The organism is Streptomyces sp. NPDC002889 (genome assembly GCF_042888425.1).
Classification (GTDB): Bacteria; Actinomycetota; Actinomycetes; order Streptomycetales; family Streptomycetaceae; genus Streptomyces.
In genome coordinates this window covers 1-24935 of sequence record NZ_JBIAPT010000022.1, presented here as the reverse complement: position 1 = coordinate 24935, position 24935 = coordinate 1, and the positions used below count along the sequence as shown (strand labels likewise).

Below are 24935 nucleotides of genomic sequence, written 5' to 3'. Positions count from 1 at the left end.
AACATCTTCTCACCATCAGCCGACGAGGAATTGAGCCGCGGTGGACCAGCCGTTGTCGTCGAAGGCGCTTATGTCCACCCTGAACGGAACATTCGATCCTGGCAAGTAGCGCGGTGTTGCTTGGAAGAGCACGGTATTTCCCTTCGCCACGTGCGCAGCGATCGAGTCACCAAATGTAGCCATGGCCCCGTTGTCCACTTTCGATTTGGTGGCAACGATATTCGCAGCGACCTTTCCGTCACCACCCAACGACTGCGGAAGGAGATGCCCCCTCGTGTGACCGGTGGAGTTCTTCACGAAGCCCGGTGGGATGATCCGCCGACCGGCCTTGGTTCCCTTACCGAGATCCGCCCGTGTAACGATGGCCGTCACTCCGGTTCGCCGCTCATCGGGTAGTACCTCGCCATAGTCTCTGTCACCGCAGTTGTGGACCAGGACCGGCGCGGCCCCCACCACCACGTAGTACGTGTGAATGTCGGTGACCGTCAGGTTGCGGACCGTCGCCTGCTGGGTCCAGCGCTTGACCGCGGTGATCTGGACCTTCGTACCGGCACCGGTACGCAGCCAGTCGCCGGACTTCAGGTCCGTCGCCTTGATCCACTCGCGCAGTTCCGGGACCCAGAACGGGTGTCCGTCGGTCGCCGTGACCTTCGCCGTCGCCTCGCCCTTGTCGCCATCGGTGTCGATGGTGACCTCGACGAGCTTCTTGGAACCCTTGCCGATGATCGTGGCGGCAACGTCCTTGACCGCCGTCTCGCCGGTCTTCGGGTCCGTCGCGACGACCTTGTCACCCGGCTCGATGTCCTTGATGGCCTTGGTCTTGCCCTCGGCCATCAGGACCTTGGTCTCGGGCGTGAAGCTGTTGACCCGACAGGATTCGCCTGCGCCGCTGTCACCGCCTCCGCCGCCGTCACCGCCGCTGTCGGCCTTCTTGGCCGCCGCCGCTTCGACTTCGTCGGCCTTGGCTTTCTTGGCCGCCTTGGCCGCGTCCGCCTGTTTCTTCCAGTCGGCCATGTCCTCCGTGTACTTGGCCATGGCCGCCGCGTCGGCGTCCATCCGGCGGACGATGCCGGTGGCCCACTTGACCTCGTCCTCCCACTTCCGGTACGCGCTCCAGGCCTTCTCCAGGGCCTTCAGCAGCCTCTTGGCCTTGCCCGCGAAGGGCACCGCAGCTTCGAGGGCCAGCATCGCGCACGTGCCGACGGCACCGTTGAGGCAGTCGACGACGTCGTTGTAGCCGCTGGCCTCCTTCACCGCCTCCTTGGCCACGTGCATGACCATGTCCATCTTGCTCTGCTGCTTCAGCCACTTGGCGCGCTCGACGTCCTTCTTGCTGACGCTGGGCGTCGGCTTGGACGGGGCCGGCGGGGTGCCACCGGAGAGCGACGCCATCGCCTTCTTGTACTGCTTGATCGCCCAGTCGATGAACTGGGGAATGCCCCAGAACATGCCGGACGGGTCGTTGAAGGTGACGGGGCTGTTGTTGGCGTACGCGTACGGGTTCATCGTCTGCGACTCGGCCATGTCCATCATCGGGTCGACCGAGATGAACCGTCCGAGCGCCGGGTCGTACTCTCGCGCGCCGAGATGGGTGAGTCCGGTGGACTCGTCCATGGTCCCGCCGACGAAGCCCTTCTCGCCCGGCCACATCGACGGCTTGGCCCCGCGGGCCTCGCCGAACGGTGTGAACGAGCGCCGTGTGACCGCCTGGGTGGCGGAGTCGACGGACGTGGTCGCCGTGCCGTTGTGGTCGGCCAGCAGGTAGGACGTGGAGATCTTGCCGGCCTGCGCCGTGCGGACCATGGACGGGCCCGCGGGGTGCTGGAAGTAGCGCGTCCCCTTGGAGACGTTGCCGGCCTTGTCGAGCTGCACCTCCGTACCGGGCAGGTACAGCGTGGTGCCGGACTGGTCACGTCGGATCAGCCGGTTGCCGCCCGCGTCGTAGACGTATGCGGTGGTCCTGGCCTTGTCGCCGGTCCCTTCGGTCACCTTGGCCAAGTGGCCCTCGACGTCCCACTCGAGGTCCTGGGTGTTGCCCTCGACCGTGCGCCTGGTGGTGTTGCCGACGTCGTCGTAGCCGAAGGTGTCCTCCCGCTCGCCCTCGGGTCCCTTGGTGCGGACCGTCGACAGCCGGCTGGTGGTGGACTTGTCCTTGGCGTACTCGTATGTGCGGGTGACGTCCTTCGACGTGTCACCGGCCGTGTCGTGCTTGACCTCCGTCTTGCGGTTGCCGACCGCGTCGAAGGTGTACGACGACCAGTACGGGTCCGGGCCGCCGACCTTCGGCGTGGAACCGGGTCCCGTACCGCCCGGCTTGGCGGCGCATTCGTCGGTGGCCGTCCACGCGTCCGTCATACGACGCAGGTAGTCGTAGGCGAAGCACTGCGTGTCGGTCGTGGCCGCGGTCGGGTTCGGACCCTTCGCGTCCGTGATCTTCAGGATGTTGCCGACCTGGTCGTAGCTGGTGCGGACATCGCTGATCCTGGCCGTGCCGGTCTCCCCGACCTCCTGGTCGTGGACGGTCCGGGTCGACCGTCGGGTCTGCTCGTCGAACTCGCGGCTCGTGATGAGCTGCTTGCCGGCCGGCCCGACGCGGGTGCGGAGCATGTCGCCGAGCGGCGAGTACTCCGTCTTGGCCACGAACGCCTTGCCCGCGACCGCCATCGTGCTGATCTGGTCGAGGCCGTTGTAGCCGACGGTGACCCGCTCGCGGGCCAGGCCGCCCACCTCGGGATGCGTCACCGTCTGCGGCAGACCGACCGTCTTTGTGTACGTGTTGGTGTACTCGTACTCGCCCGCGAGCTTGCCCTCGGAGGCCGGAATCACGATCTTGGTGCCGAGGGGGCGGTACTCGGGGTCGTAGCCCGTGACCGCCTGTGTGTACGCGTGGCCGTCCACGAAGCGGGTCGAGGAGACCGGGAGCCCGAGAGCCCCCGGCAGTCTGTCGAAGACCTGCTCGGTGAGCTTCTTGCCGTCGAGTGAGCCCTCGTATGTGGCGATGCCCCGGCCGAGCTTGTCGTACTCGTAGGCGATCGTCTTCGCCGGATCGCGGCCGTCCGTGGTCGTCAGGACCCGGTCGCCCTTGTCGTACGTGGTCTTCGTCGTGCCCTTGTCCGGGTCCGTCACCTCGTACGGACGCCCTCGCAGGTCGTACTTGTACGACCATGTGTTGCCGGCCTGGTCGGTGACCGCCTCCAGCATGCCGCGGCGTTCGTAGCTGTAGTCGATCTTGTCGAAGGCGCCGGTCGGACCGTCGCCCTTGAACTGCTGGAGCTGGGTCTTGCGGCCCTGCGCGTCGACCAGCGACTTGGTCGGGGTGTCACCCTTCGGCGGGTCGACCGCCACCCAGTCACCGCCGTACGTGGTCGTCGTACGCCAGGTCTCCTCGCCGAACTTGCGGGCGATCGAGGCGACAGGACGGCCCTGACCGTCGTACTGCATCCTCGTGGAGGCGGGGACCTTGTTGTCGTCCGAGATCCACAGGGCGGAGGACGGGTCCTTGTCGTTGAAGTGGGCGCCGTTCTCCTTCCAGATCAGCCCGCGGCTGTCGTAGAAGGTGTCGGTGATGACGCGGCCGCCGTCGAGAGCCCGATGCTGGGTCTGCCGCAGGCGCAGCGCGCCGTCGTAGATGTCGTAGCCGGTGCGGTAACCGCCGTTCTCCAGCAGCTTCTTCGTGGTGATGACGACCGGGCCGTCAGGGCTCACCGTGTAGCTGAACTCCGCGTCGGGAATCTGCGTCGCCGGGTTGCGGTCCGGCGACCAGGTCTTCACGAGGCGGCCGAGCGCGTCGTACTCCATGACGTTGCGCCGCTTGTTCGCGTCCTCCTTGGCAAGGGCGAGGCCGCGGGCGGGGTCCAGTTCGATGGTGTCCGTGTGGCCCAGAGCGTTGGTGGTGACCGTCTTGGTGACGAGCGAGCCGGACGCCGGGAAGTACTCGGTGCCGGTGACATTGCCGTAGACGTCGGTCGACGATGTCGGGCGGCCGTAGGCGTCGAACTTCTGGGACGCGTCCAGGGTGTAGACGGGCTTGCCGTCCTTGTATCCGGACAGCGACTCGACCTTCGCCACATTGCCGACGGCGTCGTAGTGCATCACCTTGTCGCTGCCGACATCCGCCGGTCGCGCGATGTCCTTGGCGTCACAGGCCTTCGTCAGCGTCTCCACCCGCTTCTGGGCGGAGAAGATCCACTTGTCCTCGTTGTCGGCGTACTCGTAGCGCACGCATGTGTCGTCGTCCGGCTTGGCCAGGTCCCCGCGGTCCGTGGTGTGCGACAACCGTCCACGGCTGTCGTATGCGTGCTCCACGGCGGTGCGGCGCTGGCCGCGGCCGTCCGACAGGACCGTACGGGAGGCGACCTTCGAGGTGCCTCCGCGCCAGGCCTGGAGCGGCTCGGCGCCGTCCGTCCGCTTGCGCGTGGCGGTCGGGCCGTCCGACCAGGGCGTGTACACGGTGGCGGACTGGAGCGGGCCGCCCTCACCGTCGTAGTACAGCGATTCGCGGACCTGCCCTGCGAACAGGCGGTGGTCGGCGACCTTGCCGCCCTCGCTGTCCTCGATCTGCACCGAGCGCTTTTCGCCGGGCTTGGCGGACTTCTTGTCGCCGTCCATGCCCCGGAAGTAGAGGTTCTCCACCTGCGAGCGCTTGTCGGGTGCGACGCCGACCAGGGTGCGGACCTTCTCGTAGCCGCGCCACTGCGACCAGGTGCGCGCCTTCTCGCTGACCAGTTCGCTGTCGTCGTCGTAGGCCCAGGCCGGCGCGCCGATGTACTGGAAGTTGGTCTCCTTGGTCGGCGAGGTGCCGTTCTTGTCCTCCTCGCGGACCTGGTCGACGCGGTGCTTGTGGAACCAGTCGGTCGAGTACTTCTTCCTGATGCCCGTCTCGTCGGTGGGGTCGGGGACCTCGCTGATGACGGGGTAGCACCGCAGGGTGTTCGTCTCCGGCGAGGCGGGCAGCTTCTTCGGCGCCTCGGTGGAGCACTCGGTCGGCGCGTACTTGACCGCGATCTTCGCGCCGGTCTCCGTCTGGATCGTCTCCACGCGCCAACGGAGGAACGGCGGGTTGCCGTCCTCGTTGTTGTCGACCCGGTTGGGCAGCTGCTTGCCCTCGAAGACGACCGGCGGCAGCGAGATCGGGGTGCCGTTCTTTCCGGTGTGCTGGATCGAGTTGAGCCAGAGCGGGTACTCGCCCGCCACGCCGCCGTCACCCGTGGACTTGAAGTCCTGGTTCAGCGTCCATGTGTCGACCGGCTCGTGCTTGCCCGCCTTGAGGATCTGCGTGGTGACGGCGGTGAGGCGCTTACGCGTGAAGAACGTCGGCGCGTAACGGTCCTTGCAGTCCTTGCCCGCCGCGCACAGCTGATCGGCCGGGACGTCGGGCCAGTTGCGGGTGACCTCCCACTTGGCCTCGGCGGTGAGCTTGCCCTCGGCGCAGTCGAACGCGGAGGTCTTCAGGCAGCGCTCGGCGACGTCGAAGACGATCTGGGCCGGGGCGGCGGCGAACAGGTCGTCGTCGCGCAGGCCGTAGGAGATGCGCTTCAGCCAGCCGCCGCGGTCGTAGCCGCGGTTGGTGGACTTGCCCTCGCGGGTGACGTTGGAGCCGTAGTGGTTGCGCTCCTTCTCGTACCAGTACGTCATCGCGTTGCCGCGCGTGTCCACGACGTGGTCGAGGTTCCAGCGGTAGACCTGGTCGCAGACGGAGTCGGCGTAGGCGGCCTTGTGACACGGCTCGTTCGCGTGGTTGCCGTACACCGGCACGGAGAGGGTGGAGTTGGTCTCCGCCTTGCCGGCCGTCCAGCCGGGCAGCCGGTCCCTGCCGAAGTAGTACTGGACGCCTGCCGTGTTGGTGACGCGCCAGTACTCCTTCTCCGTGTCGCCGTTGACCGCGCCCTTGAGCAGCTCGACGCGCGAGCCGTCCTCGTTGGCGGGGCGCCATACCTTCTTGTCGTCGTCGAGGACCAGCTGTGTGGACGAGCCGTTCAGCGACAGCGTCACCACCGGCGGGCCCTGGCACAGGTCACCGGTGGGGTGCTTGGGGTTGTTGTAGCCCGAGTTCTCCTTGCGGTCGTTCGAGCAGGGGACGTAGGTCCGCTCGACGAAGTTGGCGCCGAGGTCCCACCCGTCGCCGGCCCAGGAGGACTGCTGCGAACTGGCCGAGGACCGGCCGTCGACGCTGGACGAGGAGTAGCTCAGGCCCAGGTTCGGGCCGGGTCCGCCCAGCGACGAGGGGATCTCCATCGGGTACTGCCAGGAGAAGTCGCCCGAGGAGCCACCGCCCTGCCAGGAGCCGGACGGGCTCAGCGAGGTGGCGCGGTAGTCACCGGTCGGGCCGGACGGAGCCGCGGTCGCGGCCAGGGCCATCGCGCGCGGCGCGGCGGCCGCCGCACGTGCCGCCGGTGCGCCCGCCTTGGTCACCGCGCCGGCGCCGGCAGCAGCGGCCTGCACCGTTGCCGTCAGTGTGCCCTTGGCCGGGTCGTTGGCCGTGACGACCGGCGTGCGCGTGAGGCACTCGGCCTTCTGCGGTGTCGTCAGCGCGCATGCGGGCATGGCCACGAACGTCAGGCGCGAACCCCAGTTGCCGCCATAGGCATTGCGGAAGCTCTTGTAGTCCAGCTCCACCGAGACCGGGGCGGATCCGGACGCCTTGTCGGTGCGCTGCACCTTCAGCAGTACGCCGTCGATGCCGGCCTTCTCGGCGGTACGGCGGTCCGTCAGCTCGACCTCGGCGGTGACCTGCCGGGGCTCGGGGCCCGCCGCGTTCCGGCTCTGCGCCGTACGGCCCTTCGGCCCGTGACCCGGCGCGGACAGCCGGACCGGCAGCGAACCGGCCTTCACCCGCGAGCCGTCGGCCTTTGCCGGGACCGTGACCTCCGCGGCGCCGGCCTTCGGCCACGCCACCGACGGGTTTCCGTTCCAGGTCCGCTTCGGAATCCCGTTCTTCGAGCCGGCCCCGGCCTTGCCGCCCTTCGCCGGTTTGCCCGGCACATTCACGAGTTTCTGCAGATCGGGCAGGGAGCCGCCTGCCGCCTGCGCGTCCGGCGTCGTCGCCGGAAGTCCGGTCAGCAGCAGAGATGTGGCGAGCGCGGGCAGTGACCAGCGCATTGCCGTACGTATTCTTCTGTGGACATAGGAGTGCCCACCCCGTTTTGGCATAGAGATTTCCCCACTCCATCCCCCGTAATTCTAAAACAGTCGTGGCGAAAGCTACCACCGGGTACGACCTCCCCCCGAGGCAGTCTCCCGTTTCCGGACCGGGTCGCGTTCGCCCGGTCGAGCCTGCTAGAAAGCACGGCGGGGGTGCGCGCTCGCCATTCGTCACACTGAGCAACCGGGCGCGAGTCGGGGGAAAAGCGGAATACTTCGCTCCGAAATGTTCGTGCGCCGCCCTGCGCCTATTGACCACTGCACGAAGAGAAACGGGCGGGAACAAAACCACATGAGCAGCACACCGAGAGGGGCCGTCAACGGCCCCGGGGGGACCGCGAGGAAGGCGATATCAGCTGCCCTGCTGATGGCCCTCTCCGCGGGAATGGTGACCCTTTCAACCGTTGATGCCACGGCTGCGGATCGGACCGGATCCGCGGACCGCTCCGATTCCTCCGCGAGCCTCGCGGAAAAGCAGCGCGCGGAAAGCGACCGCGCGGCGAAGAAGGCCGCGGAAACCGGAAAGCGCGTCGAAATAGTGTCCCGGCGGACCGAAACCGACGAGGTGTTCGCCAATCCGGACGGAACATTCACCGTGGACCGGGCCCTCATTCCGGTCCGGGTACGGCAGAACGGAAACCTGGTACCCGTCGATCCGCATCTTTCCGTGCGGGACGACGGCCGGGTGGCGCCCAAGGCAACCGGAATGTCCGTCTCGTTCTCGGGCGGCGGCGACGGGGCCTTCGCCACGATGGTCAAGGACGGCCGGGAGCTGTCCCTGTCCTGGCCGGACAAGCTCCCCGAGCCGACGGTCTCCGGCGACACGGCCACGTACACGAACGTGCTGCCCGGCGTCGATCTGACCGCCAAGGCCGACGTGGACTCCTTCTCCCACGCACTCGTGGTGAAGACCGCCGAGGCCGCGAAGAACCCCGCGCTCGAGAACATCACCTTCGGCCTCGAGCGCAAGGGACTTGACGTCAAGACAGGTGCGAGCGGCGAACTGCAGGCCCTCGACCCCACCGGCGCAGCCGTCTTCTCGGCTCCGCAGCCGCGGATGTGGGACTCGGCCGGGTCCGAGGACGTGCGTCCCGTCGCCGGCGCCGCGAAAACCGCGAAGACGCCGAAGGCCGCCACGTCCCCGAAGGCCCGGTCGGCGCGGTCGGTGCTCTCCACCGCCGCCAAGGAGGCCGACCCCCGTCCGCTCCCCGAGACGCTCGGCGGCGCGACCGAGGGGTCCCGCCAGGCCGCCATCGGCGTCGGGCTGACGAACCGGACGCTCACACTGCGTCCGGACAGGAAGCTGCTGACCGGCGCGGACACCGTCTACCCCGTCGTCATCGACCCGATGTGGGCCAAGGACGCCTGGAAGAACGCCTGGTCGATCGCGTACAAGCACAGCGCGTACCCCAGTTCCGACGACACGGTCTACTGGAACGGCGGAACGATCTCCGATTTCGCCCGGGTCGGCGTGGCCACCGACACCCAGCGCGGTGGAACGGTCCGCGCCCACACCTATTTCCGTGTTGCCACGGGCAATGTGTGGGGCAAGCAGATCATCAAATCGACTCTGCGCATCAAGCAGACCCACGCCGGTTCATGGTCGTGCAAGTCGGGTGAGCTGCTCGTCCGCGACATCGGCAAATCCCTTCCCAACAACATCACGTGGAACAAGCAGCCCAGTTGGGGAGGTGTCGTCGACTCCTCGGGTGAGTCCTTCGGCGGCCGCAACTGCCCCGCCGACAGCGCCGGTCTCGTCGAGTTCGACGTGACGTCCGCGATCAGCAAGGCAGCCAAGGACAAATGGGGTTCCTGGGCCTTTGTGCTGACGTCCAAGAGCAGCGCGGTCGACACCTCCTGGCGGAAGTTCGACCCCAGCTCCCTGCGGGTCTCCACCTACCTGAACACGCTTCCGGACAAGCCCAGGGACCGGTCCACCGACCCGTCCGTCCCCTGCACGGGCGGCACCTTCGGCACCACGGACTACGTCACTCTGCGTGCAAAGATCAACGATGCCGAGGACAAGAACCTCTCGGTGGAGTTCAATTACGCCCCGGCCGGTGACACGACGCCGGTGAAGGCCAGGCGTGACTTCAGCCGCGGCACGGTCGCCAGTCTGCGCATCGACGCCAAGACTCTCAGCACCGGCACCTACTGGTGGGACGTCAGAGTCCACGACGGGTCGGGCAGCAGCCCCTGGGGCGGCAAATGCTCCTTCACCATCGACAAGACGCGGCCGTCGAAGCTGCCGGGCGTCGCCTCGGAGGAGTTCCCGCCCGAGAAGGACGGCAACCCGGCTCGTACGGACGGCAAGTTCACCTTCACCGCGGGCGGAGTCACCGACGTCACCCGCTATGTGTGGTGGACCGACTCGAACACCAAGGAACAGTTCGTGGACGCCACCAAGCCCGGTGGTCCCGCGAAGGAACCGGTGACCTTCAAGCCGCTGCACGCAGGCCCCCAGTTCATGTACGTCCGCAGTCTCGACGCCGCGGGAAACCGCTCGGACCTCAGGACCTACCTCTTCTACCCGACCCGGGCGCCGGAGCGTGACAGGCCCGGTGACCTCAACGGCGACACCACCGTCGACCTGTGGACCGTCGACCCGGGCAGCAACGCCCTGTGGATCCACCCGGGCCAGGCCAACGGAAAGTTCGGCGTGGGACGGCAGGCCGACGAGGCGTCCTTCCCGAACAGCGTCCTCACCCACCGCGGCAGCTGGAACGAGGACTACTACGAGGACCTCGTGGCCCTGCGCCCCGGCCAGGAAGACCCCATGCTCAAGGAGCTCTGGGTCTACGCCAACCGCGGTGACGGCGAGCTCGGCGGCGCCGACACCGAGCGCTGGGAGCTGAACGTCACCTCCGACGAGGACAACCACTGGCGCGACGCCGACCAGGTGCTCTCCATCGGCAGCCTCAGCGACGACAACAGCGACGGCAAGGTCGACGACAACGACACGCCCGACCTGCTGGTCAAGTCGGGCGGGGAGCTGTGGCTGTACCTGGGCCCCCAGGTCAGCACGCTGCTCGACGAGGTCGCACCCGTCTCCCTGGGCAACGCCGACTGGCAGGACATGACGCTGCTCGCCCCGGGCGACCTCAACAAGGACGGCCTGCCCGAGCTCTGGGCCCGGGACACCAGGTCCGGGAAGATCCATCAGTACACCAGCCGGAAGAACCCGGTCGAAGGTGACATCACCGCCGCCGACCTGGCCGTGTACGCCGATGCCGCGGTCCGCACGACCTCCATCGGTTCCGGCTTCACCGCAACGGCCTACCCCCACCTGTCCACCAACGGCGACTTCGAGAACGACGGCTTCGCGGACCTCTGGGCCCGTGACGCCACGGGCAGCTCCGTGGAGATCCCGGGCCGGGCGCTCACGGACGGTTCCGCCTTCGGCGCGGCCCGCCCTCTCGTCACCGGTGGCACCCCGTGGGGCACCTGCGAGACCTTCGAGTCCAAGGACACCGGCAAGCGCAGCCTCTGCGGGCCGATCCTGGCCAAGTACAAGGCACTCGGCGGACCCGCCAAGTGGGGCTACCCCAGCACCGACGTCGTGACCGCCGCCGACAGGACCGGCCGCTACACGCACTTCCGCGCGCCGGGCTCGTCGGCCGACAACCGGTCGATCTACTGGAGCCCGGACACCGGTGCCTGGTCGGTCACCGGCTCGCTCTGGCTCAAGTGGACGGCGATCGGTCGCGAAGGCGGCACTGTCGGCTACCCGACCTCGGACGAGAGGCACACCAGTGACGGTGTGGGCTGGTTCCAGACCTTCAGCAAGGGTGGTCGGGCGGGAGCCATCTACTACTCCCGCGAAACCGGATCGTTCGCCATGATCGGCGGTATCTACGCGAAGTACCGTGCGCTCGGCGGTCCGGCCGTCCTCGGCTACCCGACCATGGACGAGCGGGCCACCAACCCGAAGCCGGGCCGCTGGCAGGGGTTCCGGTTCCGCAACGAGACCGAGAACAGCTCCGCGATCTGGTGGAGCAGCGCCACCGGTGCCTGGCACGTGCGTGGCGGCATCTTCGACAAGTGGGCGTCGCTCAAGTACGAGAACAGTGCTCTGGGCTTCCCGGTCTCCGACGAGTACGAGGTCACCGGCGGTATCCGGTCCGACTTCCAGAACGGCTACATCCGCTGGAACCGCACCAGCGGCGCCACGGTCGAGCACAAGCCCGACGACCGGACGGCCCACCTGCGCACCGACCTCGCCGGTGACGTCAACGGCGACGGCCGCAGCGACATGATCACCGTCTACAACTACGGGAACGCCTCGACCGGCATCCACTTCCTCACCGCGGACACCGACGGCGGGTTCGGCCCGCCGAAGGAGGTGTGGACCAGCTCGCGGGGCGGTTTCGACGCCGGCCGGGCCAAGTGGACCTCGGGCGACTTCAACGGGGACGGACTCGCGGACATCGCCGCCTTCTACGGCTACGAGGACGGAACGGTCGCCGTATGGTCCTTCCTCACCCAGAAGGACGGCGGTCCGAAGACCGTCAAGAGCGCCCAGATGCCGAAGGGCAGCTGGTACATGGACCGGGTCGTGACGATCCTGGCCGGTGATCTCGACGGCGACAAGAAGGACGACCTGACTGCCGTCTACGACTATTCCGACGGCCAGAGCGGCACCCACAAGTTCCTCGCCAGGGCCGACGGCGGCTTCGACAACCCCGTCCGCGGCTGGAACTCCGGCGACGGCAACTGGTGGGCGGCCAATGCCCGGTACACGATGGGCGACTCCAACGGCGACGGCCGCGACGATCTGATCGCGTTCTACGGCTACAGCGACGGCGGGGCGGCCCTGTGGACGTTCCCCGCCAAGGCCGACGGCACGCTCGACAAGCCGGTCAAGTCGTGGAACGCGGCGCCCGGCGCCTGGGAACGGGACCGGATCGAGCTCGCCAGCGGCGACTACAACGGCGACAAGCGCGCCGACGCGGCCGTGATGTACCGCTACGACGACGGCGTGACCTCGATGAACACCTTCCTCGGGAAGACGGACGGCGGTTTCGGGGCCCCGGTTACGAGCTGGAAGTCCCAGCCCGGCAACTGGTACGCGAGCAACTCGGGCACTCCCGTCTCCGGCGACGCGGACGGCGACGGCCGGGCGGATGTCCTGGTCATGTACAACTACGCGACCGGCGCCACCCGGGCCTTCACCTTCCCGGGCCGTGCGGACGGCGGGTTCGAGAACCCGCAGCGGTCCTGGCACGCGGAACCCGGCACCTGGTGACCCGTTCCGCGTAACGGTCCCAGGCCGGTCCGCCATGACAGCCGCCGGGCACTTCCCCGTGCCCGGCGGCTGTGTCGTTCCCCGGCGCACCCGGCACCTGTCAGGCCCTCTTGCGGTGCGCGGGACAATGGATGGCGGCCCCGGAGCGCGGGCCCTGGTGCGAGGAGGAGAACGGACATGGCGGAACCCGAGCGGACCGAGCGCAAGCTGCGGCCGGCCCCGCTGCTCTTCGAGCCGTCGGAGGCTGCCGCCGACCCCGAGCACTTCTTCGACCTGGAGTCCATGGAGGACCCCCGGGAGCTGCTCTCCAGGGCCACGGAGCTGACGCTGGCGTTCCGCGCGGCGACGGACCGGGCGATCGAGTTCCAGGCGGTCGCGGCGGCCCAGCTGGCCGACCCCCGCCGCTTCGACCGGCTGACCCCGGGGGCCATCGGCGAGCAGGCGGGCTGGACCGAGGACTACGCCAAGAAAATGATCGAGTTCGGTCGCGACCTGCTGCGGGGCGCCACACCCTCGTAGCTCAGCGGCCCGCCGCGCCGGCCGAACACCCTCTTGGCATATGCAGGGGCGCAAGATACTCCTCCCGCCCGGACCTGTCCCCGTTTCGGCCAACTCTGGGAAACCAGATCGTCACTCCCGGTAAATCTGGACGACATGAGCGCATGGCTGCGAGACGGAACCCTGCTGACCGCCGGGACCGAGCGTCGGACGGACATCTTCGCCCAGCTGCGTGAGGAGAGCCGCAATCACGCGGCCCAGGTCACCGCCCCCGGCGCCGGGTGGCTCGCCTCCTCGGAGGTGTATCCGCGCTCGGCGCTCGCCCTGTGGGAGGCGGCCCCCACCTCCCCCGTGGTGCTCCCCTGCGGCACCGCCTTCGATGTCGTGAACGCGCCCGCCATCTTCGGCCGCCGGATGCTCGACCAGCTGTGGACAGAGGGTCCGGGATCGGGGCCCGTCGCGACACACCGGGGCCGGATGATGCTGTTCGCCGCGCCCGGGACCGCACAGCGTCTGCCATCCCTTCTCGACTGGGAGGAATGGGGGGACGCCGTGCCACCGCTGCTGTGCCACGGCACCGGGGACGCGGTCACGATCCCGCCCCTGACCCCCGGTGACGGGGCAGGCGCCGCCTTGGGGCCGCGCTGGCTGGTGGCCCCCGACACCCGGCACCCGTGGCTGCCCGGGCCCGATGTCCTGCTGTGGGCGTGCGTGCGGGCCGCCCGTACAAGCTCCTCCGGCGGTGTCCGTATATCGATTTTTCCTCCCGCCGATCCGGATGCTAAGGTCTACGACGTCAGCAGGCGCCGCTAGCTCAGTTGGTTAGAGCAGCTGACTCTTAATCAGCGGGTCCGGGGTTCGAGTCCCTGGCGGCGCACAGACGGAAAAGGCCCCTCGCGCGAGCGAGGGGCCTTTTCGTACCCGCGGCAGCTACGCCGTCGTGACCTTGACCGTCCACGCACCCGCAGGCGTACGGCCCGCCACCTCCACCCGGGTCCGCCCGCCCGGCGGTCCCGGCATCGTGAAGGCCTCGCCCTCCCGCAGCGGCGCGTCCGCGAGCGGCGGGTAGACCGACTCGTCCCAGCACGCCTCGGTCTCCGGATGGGTGTCCACCACCTCGACGGGGCCGCTGCCCGACGCGGTCTCGGCCTGGACCCGGTAGAGCAGGACACCCTCCGTGCAGGTCTGGCCGTCGTTGCCGGCGGAGCCGCGCGCCTCGATGGCGAGTGCGGTGTTCTCGCCGGTCCTGACGACGGCCAGCCGCGTGCCGACACTTCCGCCGCGCACGGGCGCCGCGGCGAGCGGCTCCAGGGTGACCAGTTCCCCGCTGGGGTCCCCGCCGCTGATGCACCGCACCTCCTGGCCGCCGAGCCAGCCGAGCTTCCACTTGTGCCAGCCGAACAGGTCGGGGGCGAGACCGAACTGGCTGCCCATCACATCCCAGTCACCCACATGGGTGTCCCAGTCGCCGTTGCCGTCCGTCGGCCGGTGGTAGAGGTCCGGCAGGTCGAAGACGTGACCGGTCTCGTGGGCGAGCACGTGCCGGTCCGGCGGATGGCGTTCGAAGACGGTGACGACCCGCTTGATCTCGGTGCCGTCGGCCTCGATCGGCCGGTCGAAGTTGACGACCTTGGTGGCGTCGGAGTCGACACCGGGCGCGTCCGGATCGGCGACCAGATAGACGACGTCGTAGGCGGAGAAGTCGACCTGCCCGTCGGCCGCGGCGATGGCGTCCCGCAGATAGGTGCTGCGCCGTTCGGGCGTCCAGTCGCGCTGTATCCCGTACGAGGTCGATGACTCGGGCATCAGGAGCCACTCCTTCAGCGGATGCGCGCGCAGCTTGAACCTGCCGTACGAGGCCTGCGCGAAGAAGTCGCTGGTGGCGGGGAAATGGTCGGCGGCGAGCACGTCGGGTGCGTTCAGCGGTACGGAGTCCGGGAACGACAGGAAGATCATGACCGCGTCGAGGGTGCGGTGCGGGCGGGGGTAGGAGGTGTTCCAGCTGTCCAGGCCGAGGGAGTGGTGGGCGGATGTACGGGGCAGTGCGCAGGGTCCGGCCGTGGTGTCGGCCACCGCGGGGCCCGCGACGAGGGAGGTGGCGGCGAACGCCATGAGAGAGGTGAGCGCGGCCGCGGCACTGCGCACGCGTTCCACTCTCCCGGGTGTTCCCTCGGGCGACTGCTGACCCTCCACGTGGACCTCCGGCTGGGGAATGGGGGACACCACATCCACCCTGTGCCGTTTTCTGGTGGTACGCCCTGCTGCGATGCCCCACCCGGGTGACCGGCCCGACACCACCCCGACACCGAGCCGATATCCACCGACACTCCAATGGCTCACGGAACGTCACATTCGGACAGGGTGGAATCGACCCCGGCACACACATGGGCAGAAACGATCGGTCGTCGCCCATGAGTGACCCCTGAGTGGCCTGTCCCACGGCGGTGAAGCTGGAAGGGCCGCCGCGGCAGCCTCTATGATCGGCACACTTTCCCCAAGTTCTTCCCGGATTTCATCGCCGGCCGACCGGGCCGGCCCTACCCCGACCACATGCGTACGACTCTGTACGACACAACTGCACTGCGGGAGTGAGCGGTGAGCGGAACCTCCGAAGGACCACGGCCCTCGGGCGTCGCAGTCCCCCGAAGGGTCCGACCGTTGATTACGGAGCGTTACGACGTGGGCCGGAACTCCACCGAACTCTGCGACTACCGGGCCGCGTTCAACGCGGCCCAGCTGGCGATGGCCGTCGTGGACCGCGAAGGCGTCGTCGTGAGCGCCAACGACGCCCTCGCCCTGCTGCTCGGCACGGACCGGGCCGAACTGCAGGAGCAGTACGCGGCCGATCTGATCGACCTCGCTTCCGATGCCCGGACCTGGCATGCGTACCGCGAGGTGCTGCACGGGCGCCGCTCCCGCTTCCGCTGCACCCGCCGCCTCAAGCACCCCGACGGGCGGTCCCTGTGGGCCGAGGTCAGCGTCACCCCCGTACCCGAGGGCGGCAGTGTGCTGCTGGCCGTCACGGACATCAACGACCGGCGTCAACTGCAGGCGCGGCTACGGCATCTGCAGATGCACGACCCGGTCACCCGGCTGCCCAACCGCACGCTGTTCTTCGAACGGCTGTCGTCCGCACTGGAGTCGTCGGCGTGCGCGCACGGCTCCACGGGGCGGATCGGGCTGTGCTACCTGGATCTCGACGGGTTCAAGGCGGTCAACGACACCCTCGGACACCGGGTCGGCGACCGGCTGCTGGCCGCGGTGGCGGCGCGGCTCGCCGACTGCGCAGCCGGCGGCAACCGGACGCGCGGCGGAGGCCATCTGGTCGCCCGGCTCGGCGGCGACGAGTTCGCGATCCTGGTCGAGGACTCCACCGGCACCGAGCAGCTCGCCGATCTCGCCCGGTCCGTACTGGCCGCGCTCCAGGAGCCGTTCGACCTGGCGGGGCAGCGGCTTTCGGTCTCGGCGTCGATCGGGGTGGTGGAACGCGCGGTGGCAGGGACCAGCGCGACGGGGCTGATGCAGGCCGCGGACACCACGCTGTACTGGGCGAAGGAGGACGGCAAGGCGCGCTGGACCCTCTTCGACCCGGAACGCAACGCGCACCGCATGACACGGCAGGCGCTCTCCTCCACGCTCCGACCCGCCGTGGAGCGCGGGGAGTTCGAGCTGCAGTACCAGCCGCTGGTGGGGCTGGCGGACGGCGTGACGCGGGGTGTCGAGGCACTGGTGCGCTGGAACCATCCGCAGTTCGGCACGCTGGCGCCGAATCGGTTCGTCGGGATCGCCGAGGACGACGGCTCGATCGTGCAGCTGGGGCGGTGGGTGCTGCGTACGGCGTGCCGCCAGGCCCGGCAGTGGCAGCTGGACCATCCGGGCGTGCCGCCGCTGTTCGTCAGCGTCAATGTCGCAGTACGGCAGGTGTGGGACTCCGACCTGGTCGCGGATGTCGCGGGGATCCTGGCCGAGACCGGTCTGCCGCCGCATCTGCTGCAGCTGGAGCTCACCGAGTCGGCGGTGATGGGCTCGGCGGGCCGGCCGCTGCAGGCCCTGCAGGCGCTCAGCGACATGGGCGTGCACATCGCGATCGACGATTTCGGGACCGGGTACTCGAACCTGGCGTATCTGAGCCGGCTCCCGGTATCCGTACTGAAGCTCGACGGAACGTTTGTCCGTGGCTTCCAGGACGAGGCCCATGCCAACCCGGCCGACGAGACGATCGTCGAGGCGATGGTGGATCTCGCGCACCGCCTCGGCCTCACCGTCACCGCGGAGTGCGTGGAGACCTCGGGCCAGGCGTCGCGGCTGCGCCGGATCGGCTGCGACACCGGTCAGGGCTGGCTGTACTCACGGGCGGTGTCCCCCGAGCGCATCGCCGAGATGCTCGGCGCGGGCCCGCGGCCGGTGCACGCCACGACCTCGCAGTAACCACGGCCCGGTATGCCGACCGCCCCCGCCGGCAGGGACTCCGGACGGGGGCGGCGGACCGTGGGGGGAATCAGAGGGTCAGCAGGCACCGAGGTCCTGCCAGACACCCCACTCGCCCGTGGTGCCCGGCTCCTCGCCCTGGGTCCACCACTTGGCCTTCCACAGGTGTCCCTTGTGCGAGACCTGGTTGCCGCCGACGTAGGCGGGCGTCGCGGACCAGGCCGGAGCCGAGCAGCCGGACGGCGTGGAGGGCGACGCGGACGGCGCCGGGCTGGAGGGGGACGCGGACGGCGTCGGGCTCGGGCTGGAGGGCGACGGGGTCGGTCCCGTCGGGGAGGACCCGACCGCGGTCACGATGTCGTTGAACAGCGTGGTGCCCGCGTCCAGGCCGAGCAGCGAGTACATCATCGCTCCGGCGAGGCCCCGCTGGTGGGCGTAGTCGGCACGGGCCTGGATCGCCCGCTTGTCGAGGCCGGTGAAGAACTCGCCGTCCTTGTAGAAGTACGACGCCTTCGCCTCGTCGTCCCAGAAGGTGGTGGCCGCGTTGTCGACGATGCCCCCGAGCTCCTTGTAGTGGGCGATGCCCGCCTGCTGGCTCACCGGCCGGGCGCCGGACGCGCCGGTGGCGCTGCCGCCGAGGCCGTTCCTGGTACCGGCCGGGACGCCCTTCCATCCGCGGTAGTAGAACTCGTATCCGAGGGTGAGCTTGTTCGCCGGGAAGCCGCCGGCGATGCCGTAGGCGGGCTTGCCGTCGATCCAGGAGTCGATCGCGTTGTCGATGCTGTACTTCTCGGTGCCGGGCGCGATCGGGTCCGTCGGGTCGGAGGCCGGGGAGTACAGCGGCGACTGGTGGTACGCGGGTCCGTCGCCGTCCCAGGCACCGTGCATGTCGTAGGTCATGATGTTCGCGTAGTCGAGGTACGCGCCGATCTTGTCGGTCTCGATGTACTTGATCTTGTCCTGGCCGGCCGGGAGCGCCGCGGTCAGCAGGTACTTCTTGCCGCCGTGCGCCGCGCCGTACTCGTCAAGCTGCTTGCGGAACTCGGCCAGCAGCAGGGTGAAGTTGGCCTTGTCCTCGGGGCCGTAGTGGTTGCCGAGGTGGCCGCCGGACGAGCCCGGGTACTCCCAGTCGATGTCGATGCCGTCGAAGATGCCGGCGGCGGTGCCGGGGCCGCCGTAGCCCCCGTCGACCGGAAGATCGCCCTGGATGTACTGCTTGACGCAGGAGGCCACGAACTTCTTCCGGCTCGCATCCGTCTTCGCCGCGTCGTGGAAGTACTTGGAGTAGGTCCAGCCGCCCAGCGAGATATTGATCTTCAGCTTGGGGTGCTTCGCCTTCAGCTCCTTGAACTGGTTCATGATGCCGACGATCGGCTGGTTCCAGGTGTCGGCGACGCCGTCCACGCTGTCCGCCGCCGAGAAGGACTTCTGGTAGTCGGCGTACGAATCGCCCGCGCCATCACCGGCGTTGGGGTTGGCGTCGTCGCCCGCGGCCTTGTTCGCCTCGAAGCAGGTGAGGTCGGTGGGGTGGATGTTGCCGAAGGAATAGTTGAGGATGTCGAGCTTGCCCGCGATGCCCCGGGTGTCCAGGTGCTTGGGGTAGAAGGCGTTGCCGTACACGCTCCACTGGTCGTAGTACGCGATCTTCACGCCGCCGGTGGAAGCGGCGGCCGGGGCGGCGTCGACGGCCTCGGCGGAGCCGAGCCCGGCGACGGCCGCCAGCGCTCCGGCGGCGAGCGCCACGCTGGTGAGCGCGGCGAGCAGGGGTCTACGGACGTGCACGAGCTGCCTCCGAGGGGGTGCGCGGTACGGGAGTTGGGAGAAGTGATAGCCCTCGCCCGAGCACCGCGTCAATGGTCTGCACCAAATAAGGACTAGACCAATTTGAACAAGAAACCGCCTGTCAGAGGCGTGCATCCCCAACGAGCAACCGCCCGCCACCATCGGTGACGAGCGGTTTAAGTCCTCTTTAAGGAGTCACGGGCAGGCGGTTCATGAATGAACCACTCCACCCGGCAATTCGTAGGCGTCGGCGATCAGTTCGTAGCTGCGCAGCCGGACGTCACCGCCGTGCGCATGGGACGTGATCATCAACTCGTCGGCACCGGTGCGCTTTTGGAGGTCGTCCAGACCCGTGCGGACCGCCTCCGGGGTGCCGTGCACGATGTTCGACAGCCAGCTGTCGACGAACTCCTGCTCCATCGCGCTGAATCGGTACGCCTGCGCCTCCTCGGGCGTCGGGATCAGCCCCGGCCGGCCGGTGCGCAGCCGCAGCATCGACAACGCCCCGGTCAGCGCCTGGCGACGGGCCTCCTTCTCCTCCTCCGTGGCGAGGGCGGAGACCCCGATCAGCGCGTACGGGGCATCCAGCAGCGCCGAGGGCCGGAAGCTCTCCCGGTAGAGGTCGAGCGCCGGAAGGGTGTTCTGCGCCGAGAAGTGATGGGCGAAGGCGAAGGGCAGGCCCAGCACTCCGGCCAGCCGGGCACTGAAGCCGGACGAGCCGAGCAGCCAGAGCGGCGGGCGGTGCGAGGGGCCCTGGACCGGCCCCGGGACTGCGTGGATCCGGGCGTACGGATGGCCGTCGGGGAAGTCGTCGTCCAGGAACCGGGTCAGCTCGGCGAGCTGCTGCGGGAAGTCGTCGGCCCCTTCGTTCAGCCTGTCCGTGCGGCGCAGCGCGGCGGCCGTGGCGCCGTCCGTGCCCGGTGCGCGGCCGAGGCCGAGGTCGACACGGCCCGGGGCGAGCGCCTCCAGGGTGCCGAACTGCTCGGCGATGACGAGCGGGGCGTGGTTGGGCAGCATCACCCCGCCCGAGCCGAGGCGGATGCGCTCGGTGTGGGCGGCGAGATGGGCCAGGATCACGGCCGGGGACGACGAGGCGACGCCCGGCATGGAGTGGTGCTCGGCGACCCAGTGGCGGTGGAAGCCGCGGGCCTCGGCGAGCCGGGCGATGTCCACGCTGGTGCGCAGGGCCTGGGTCGCGGTGCGTCCGCTGCCGACGGTGACCAGGTCGAGTACGGACAGGGGTACGGGGGCGGTACCGGCCGCCGTGCCTCGGATCTCGTCCGTCGAGTCGACTGCGTCCACTGCTGGGGCCCTCCTGTGTGGGTCGTCGTAGTTCCTCGACGGACAACAGGAGGCCCTCTCCGCTTATTCCCGGCCCTCCGGGAGCGTGCTACTGCCAGTCCTCGGGGCCGGATTGCACCCGGTCCTCCGGGCGGGCGAACAGCGTGCCCAGACCCTGCGCCCACGCATGGCGGTCCGCCAGCCGCAGCCCCTCCCACACCGTCACCTGGTTCGCGGTCAGCACCGGCTTGCCCAGTGCCTCCTCCAGCTCCTCCAGATGGGCCACGGTGTGCAGCGCGGTGTCCGGCAGCAGCACCGCCTCCGCGTCCGGATGATCGCCCGCGCGTGCCAGCTCCAGCACCTGCTCACGCTCCCAGGTGCTCACCTCGGCCGCGGTGACGATCCCACTCGCCCGCGTCGCGCTCACCTCGATCCCGGCCGCGCGCAGGAAATCGGCGAACGACGCGGTGATGTCCTCGGGGTACGTGGCGGCAATCGCGACCCGCCCGGCCCCCAGCGCCTGTACCGCATGCGCGAAGGCGAAGGAGGTGCTCGATGCCGGCAGCCCCGCCGCCCGCGCCAGCTGACGGGTCTGCTCGTGCGCACCGTCCCAGCCGCGCACGAAACTGCCGCTGGTGCAGGCCCACATCACCGACTCCGCACCGGCCAGCCGCAGCTCCGCGACCCCGGCCTCCAGCCGCGCCGCCGATCCCATCTCCAGCAGCGCGTCCACGCGGTGGGCGTCCTCGCCCATATCGGTGTGGAAGACCGGCAGCCGGATGTCGCTGTCGAGCAGCACCTCGATCCGGGGGTAGTCGTCCTCTGCGGAATGTCCCGGGTAGAGGAGTCCGACCGACGTCATGTCCATCCTTCCTGTTCTTCGGGCTGCGACGGGAGATCGCCGGGGACCGGCGGCACCTCGGACGCGGGAGTGGGATCGGGCCGCAGCAGGAGTGCCTGGTACGGGCCGACCGCGTGCACTCCGACGGCCCGCAGCGCGGCCCACATCGTCACCTGGTTCGCGGACAGCACCGGCATCCTCAGTTCGGCCTCCAGCTGCGGGATCACGTCGTACGTCGGCAGATTGGTGCAGCTGATGAACAGCGCGTCCGCCGCCCCCACCACCGCCTGCCGCGCCATGTCCACCACCGACCGGTACGGCACCTTCCAGATGTGCCGGGTCAGCCCGAGGAAGGCCCGGCCCGTGACCGTCACCCCAGCTTCTCCCAGATAGTCCTCCAGCGCCCGGGTGACCGACTCGGTGTAGGGGGTGACCAGGGCGATACGGCCGGCTCCCAGCTCGTCGAGTGCGTCGAGCAGAGCGCCGGAGGTGGTCAGCGAGGGCACCTCCCCTTCCGTGCTCATCACCTCGCACATCGCGCGTTCCCCGGCGAGGCCGCCCACAAAACTCCCCGATGTGCAGGCGTAGGCGACAACCTCGGGTTCGGACACGCTCAGCGCGCGTACCGCCTCGCGGAGCGTCTCGTGCTCACTGACCATCCGGGCGAGATCGAGGGAGACCCCGACCGGGACGTAGGGCGTACGGGTCAGGCGCAACGACACCTCGTCGGGCACCCAGCGCCACAGCTCCCGGTCCAGCGCGAAGTCGAACGGGGCGACCACACCGACACCATGCTGCGGCTGTGGTCCGCCGAGAAAGGAGACATCCATCGCAGGCCCCCTTGGCGTCTTGTTGACGACGGTAGGTGCGGGTGCGAGCGTGGGTCAATCCGTACATGTCAGACTCCTCGTGGCCCTTCCGGGCACGGGAGGTGCCCCCTACGAAACGGCTTGTGCCTGATGTCCGAACCCACCCTTCTCGTGCTGGCCGCGGACCCCATGCCGCGGCTGGGCCGGCTGACCGGACAGGCCCGCATCGAGTACGCCGACGAGGACACACTCGCCGACCGACTCCCTTACGCGGACGCCCTGTTGATGTGGAATTTCACCTCCGACGCGGTCCGGCTCGCCTGGCCCGGCGAAGGGCCTCGGCCGCGCTGGGTGCATACCCCGAGCGCGGGTGTGGACCGGCTGCTCTGCCCCGAGCTGGTCGACTCCGACACCGTGGTGACCAACGCCCGCGGCATCTTCGACGAACCGATCGCCGAGTACGTCGCCACCCTCGTGCTCGCCATGGCGAAGGACCTGCCGGGCACCCTGGAGCTGCAGCGACAACGGCGCTGGCGGCACCGCGAGGGGCTGCCCATGGCCGGGACCCGGGCAACCGTGGTCGGCGCGGGCCCGATCGGCCGCGCCGTGGCCAGCACGCTGGGGGCGCTGGGCGTGCGGACCGCAGTGGTGGGCCGTACCGCGCGTCCCGGCATCCATGCGGCGGCCGACCTCGACCGGCTGCTCGCCCGCGCCGACTGGGTGGTGTGCGCGGCGCCGCTCACCGAGGACACCCGCGGCATGTTCGACGCGCGGCGTTTCGGTCTGCTCCAACCGTCGGCCCGCTTCATCAACGTGGGGCGCGGCCCGCTGGTCGTCGAGGACGACCTGGTCTCGGCGCTGAAGAACCGGTGGCTGGCCGGTGCGGCGCTCGATGTGTTCGACCGGGAGCCGCTCCCCCCCGACAGCCCGCTGTGGGACGTACCGGGCCTGATCGTCTCGCCGCACATGAGCGGCGACACGGTCGGATGGCGCGACCGGCTCGGCGAGCAGTTCGTCGAGCTGTACGAACTGTGGGTGGCCGGAAAGCAGCTCCCGAACGTGGTCGACAAGAAACGTGGGTACGTCCCCATGCATGACGAGTCCGCTGACTGATCTCACCGCACGTCAACTGCTGGACGGCTACGCACAGGGGGACTTCTCCCCCGTCGACGCCACGCGCGCGGCGCTGGACCGGGTCGAGGTGGTGCAGCCCCTGGTCAACGCCTTCGTCCGGGTCGACGCCGAGGCGGCGCTGGCCGAGGCGGAGGCGTCGGCGCGCCGGTGGCACCGCCGCGAGACTCTCGGGCTGCTGGACGGGGTGCCGGTGACGGTGAAGGACCTGCTGCTGCAGCGCGGAACGCCGACGCTGCGCGGCTCGAGGACGGTCAGCGCGGACGGGGCCTGGAACGAGGACGCGCCGTCCGTGGCCCGGCTGCGTGCGCACGGGGCGGTGTTCGTCGGCCGCACGACGACGCCCGAGTTCGGGTGGAAGGGCGTCACCGACTCACCGCTGCACGGGGTGACCCGCAACCCCTACGACCCGTCGCGCACGGCGGGCGGGTCCAGCGGTGGCAGCGCGGCGGCCGTGGCGCTGGGAGCGGGGGCGCTGTCGATCGGTACGGACGGCGGCGGCTCGGTGCGTATCCCCGCCTCCTTCTGCGGGGTCTTCGGACTGAAGCCGACGTACGGACGGGTCCCGATGTACCCGTCCAGCCCCTTCGGGACGCTCGCCCATGTCGGCCCTCTGACGCGGGACGCGGCGGACGCGGCGCTGGTGATGGATGTGATGAGCGGCGAGGACTGGCGGGACTGGTCGCATCTGGGACCGGCCCGCAGCGTGCGCGACGGGCTGGAGGAGGGCGTGAAGGGGCTGCGGATCGGCTACTCGCCGTCCTTCGGCGGCCAGGTGGCGGTGCGCCCGGCGGTCGCCGAGGCGGTACGGCGGGCAGTGGGCGCGCTGGCGGGGCTGGGCGCGTACGTCGAGGAGTCCGACCCCGACCTGACCGATCCCGTGGAGGCCTTCCACACCCTGTGGTTCAGCGGCGCGGCACGGCTGGTGCAGCATCTGGGCCCGCAGCAGCGGGAGCTGCTGGATCCCGGGCTGCGCGAGATCTGCCGGGCCGGGGAGCGGCACAGCGCGCTGGAGTATCTGGCGGCGGTGGACGCCCGGATGGACCTGGGCCGGCGGCTCGGCCGGTTCCACACGTCGTACGACCTGCTGGTCACCCCGACGCTGCCGATCACCGCCTTCGAGGCGGGCGCGGAGGTACCGGCGGGCTCGGGACACCGACGCTGGACGGGCTGGACGCCGTTCACCTATCCCTTCAACCTGACCCAGCAGCCGGCGGCGACTCTCCCGTGCGGGGTGGACGAGGAGGGCCTGCCGATCGGCATCCAGCTGATCGGCCCACGGCACGCGGACGCGCTGGTGCTGCGGGCGGCGCACGCGCTGTACGAGTCGGGCGCGGCGACGATCCCCGGGCCGGGTCCGGGGCCGGGGGTGGCCGAGTCCGCGGGTTCGGCGTAGGGCCATCTCCGGCCCGATCTCGGGGGTGACCACGCCCACGGGAACAGCGCGGGGCCGCCCCCAGGCCCGATCCCGGGTTTGGCCGGGTCCGGGGGTGTGGTGTGGGGCCCCCAGGCCCGGTCCCGGGTTTGGCCGGGTCCGGGGGTGTGGTGTGGGGCCGGTCTGGGGTTTGGCCGGGTTGGTGGGTGTGGTGTGGGCCGGTCCCGGGTTTGGCGGGGTTGGCGTGGTGAACGTGGGGCCGCCCTCCTGGTCTTGATGGTGGCGGCTGCGGGTCGGGCGTCAAGGGCGTTCGGTCGTTCCTCCCTCGCGTCGCCGTTGGCGATTTCGCTTCGCTTCACCCTTGACTCCCGCCCCTCCACCGCCGGGAAATGCTCTTGGGAGGGC

At 69.5% G+C, this 24935-nt stretch carries 12 protein-coding genes and 1 tRNA gene; 7 read left to right on the top strand and 6 right to left on the bottom strand.

What is annotated here, in order from left to right; all coding sequences use genetic code 11:
- Positions 1-15: 15 nt before the first annotated feature.
- Positions 16-7098: an RHS repeat-associated core domain-containing protein gene (locus ACFYWI_RS28720; protein ID WP_389237997.1), complete on the bottom strand. Its 7083-nt coding sequence runs from the start codon at positions 7096-7098 to the stop codon at positions 16-18.
- Positions 7099-7432: 334 nt separating this feature from the next.
- Here ACFYWI_RS28720 and ACFYWI_RS28715 point away from each other — a divergent pair, with 334 nt between their 5' ends.
- From ACFYWI_RS28715 to ACFYWI_RS28700, 4 genes are all read left to right on the top strand, one after another.
- Complete coding sequence (locus ACFYWI_RS28715; RefSeq protein ID WP_389237995.1) at positions 7433-12385, top strand: FG-GAP-like repeat-containing protein; 4953 nt, start codon at positions 7433-7435, stop codon at positions 12383-12385.
- 177 nt (positions 12386-12562) lie between these two features.
- Positions 12563-12904 carry a hypothetical protein gene (locus ACFYWI_RS28710; RefSeq protein ID WP_389237993.1) on the top strand — a complete coding sequence of 114 codons (342 nt, stop codon included), beginning with the start codon at positions 12563-12565 and terminating at the stop codon, positions 12902-12904.
- 135 nt (positions 12905-13039) lie between these two features.
- On the top strand, positions 13040-13696 hold the full coding sequence (locus ACFYWI_RS28705) for a bifunctional DNA primase/polymerase (protein ID WP_389237991.1): 657 nt from the start codon (positions 13040-13042) through the stop codon (positions 13694-13696).
- A tRNA-Lys gene (locus ACFYWI_RS28700) sits at positions 13687-13760 on the top strand. Before ACFYWI_RS28705 ends, ACFYWI_RS28700 begins: the two co-directional genes overlap by 10 nt.
- Before the next feature lie 53 nt (positions 13761-13813).
- Here the strand turns inward: ACFYWI_RS28700 and ACFYWI_RS28695 are convergent.
- Entirely contained in the window at positions 13814-14995 is a 1182-nt protein-coding gene (locus tag ACFYWI_RS28695) for a M6 family metalloprotease domain-containing protein (RefSeq protein ID WP_389238178.1), read from the bottom strand.
- A gap of 483 nt (positions 14996-15478) precedes the next feature.
- Here ACFYWI_RS28695 and ACFYWI_RS28690 point away from each other — a divergent pair, with 483 nt between their 5' ends.
- The gene (locus ACFYWI_RS28690) at positions 15479-17311 is read left to right on the top strand and encodes a putative bifunctional diguanylate cyclase/phosphodiesterase (RefSeq protein ID WP_389237988.1); all 1833 of its coding nucleotides are present in this window, start codon (positions 15479-15481) and stop codon (positions 17309-17311) included.
- 78 nt (positions 17312-17389) lie between these two features.
- Here ACFYWI_RS28690 and ACFYWI_RS28685 read toward each other — a convergent pair whose 3' ends face one another.
- From ACFYWI_RS28685 to ACFYWI_RS28670, 4 genes are all read right to left on the bottom strand, one after another.
- Positions 17390-19093: a glycosyl hydrolase family 18 protein gene (locus ACFYWI_RS28685; protein WP_389237986.1), complete on the bottom strand. Its 1704-nt coding sequence runs from the start codon at positions 19091-19093 to the stop codon at positions 17390-17392.
- 210 nt (positions 19094-19303) lie between these two features.
- The gene (locus ACFYWI_RS28680) at positions 19304-20395 is read right to left on the bottom strand and encodes an LLM class flavin-dependent oxidoreductase (protein WP_389237984.1); all 1092 of its coding nucleotides are present in this window, start codon (positions 20393-20395) and stop codon (positions 19304-19306) included.
- An 88-nt stretch (positions 20396-20483) separates the two neighbouring features.
- Positions 20484-21236 (bottom strand): decarboxylase, encoded by a 753-nt coding sequence (locus ACFYWI_RS28675; RefSeq protein WP_389237982.1) that lies wholly within the window; start codon positions 21234-21236, stop codon positions 20484-20486.
- Positions 21233-22045 (bottom strand): decarboxylase, encoded by an 813-nt coding sequence (locus tag ACFYWI_RS28670; protein WP_389237980.1) that lies wholly within the window; start codon positions 22043-22045, stop codon positions 21233-21235. Before ACFYWI_RS28670 ends, ACFYWI_RS28675 begins: the two co-directional genes overlap by 4 nt.
- 129 nt (positions 22046-22174) lie before the next feature.
- On the opposite strand from ACFYWI_RS28670, the gene ACFYWI_RS28665 reads away from it, so the two are divergent.
- Complete coding sequence (locus ACFYWI_RS28665; RefSeq protein WP_389237978.1) at positions 22175-23137, top strand: D-2-hydroxyacid dehydrogenase; 963 nt, start codon at positions 22175-22177, stop codon at positions 23135-23137.
- The gene (locus tag ACFYWI_RS28660) at positions 23118-24551 is read left to right on the top strand and encodes an amidase (protein WP_389237976.1); all 1434 of its coding nucleotides are present in this window, start codon (positions 23118-23120) and stop codon (positions 24549-24551) included. The genes ACFYWI_RS28665 and ACFYWI_RS28660 overlap by 20 nt, the downstream gene beginning before the upstream one ends.
- The last annotated feature ends 384 nt before the right edge of the window (positions 24552-24935 follow it).

Coding starts and splice junctions, on each gene's coding strand:
- ACFYWI_RS28720 (WP_389237997.1), bottom strand. CDS start 7,098: ATGCGCTGGTCACTGCCCGCGCTCGCCACATCTCTGCTGCTGACCGGA.
- ACFYWI_RS28715 (WP_389237995.1), top strand. CDS start 7,433: ATGAGCAGCACACCGAGAGGGGCCGTCAACGGCCCCGGGGGGACCGCG.
- ACFYWI_RS28710 (WP_389237993.1), top strand. CDS start 12,563: ATGGCGGAACCCGAGCGGACCGAGCGCAAGCTGCGGCCGGCCCCGCTG.
- ACFYWI_RS28705 (WP_389237991.1), top strand. CDS start 13,040: ATGAGCGCATGGCTGCGAGACGGAACCCTGCTGACCGCCGGGACCGAG.
- ACFYWI_RS28695 (WP_389238178.1), bottom strand. CDS start 14,995: ATGGCGTTCGCCGCCACCTCCCTCGTCGCGGGCCCCGCGGTGGCCGAC.
- ACFYWI_RS28675 (WP_389237982.1), bottom strand. CDS start 21,236: ATGACGTCGGTCGGACTCCTCTACCCGGGACATTCCGCAGAGGACGAC.
- ACFYWI_RS28670 (WP_389237980.1), bottom strand. CDS start 22,045: ATGGATGTCTCCTTTCTCGGCGGACCACAGCCGCAGCATGGTGTCGGT.
- ACFYWI_RS28665 (WP_389237978.1), top strand. CDS start 22,175: ATGTCCGAACCCACCCTTCTCGTGCTGGCCGCGGACCCCATGCCGCGG.
- ACFYWI_RS28660 (WP_389237976.1), top strand. CDS start 23,118: ATGACGAGTCCGCTGACTGATCTCACCGCACGTCAACTGCTGGACGGC.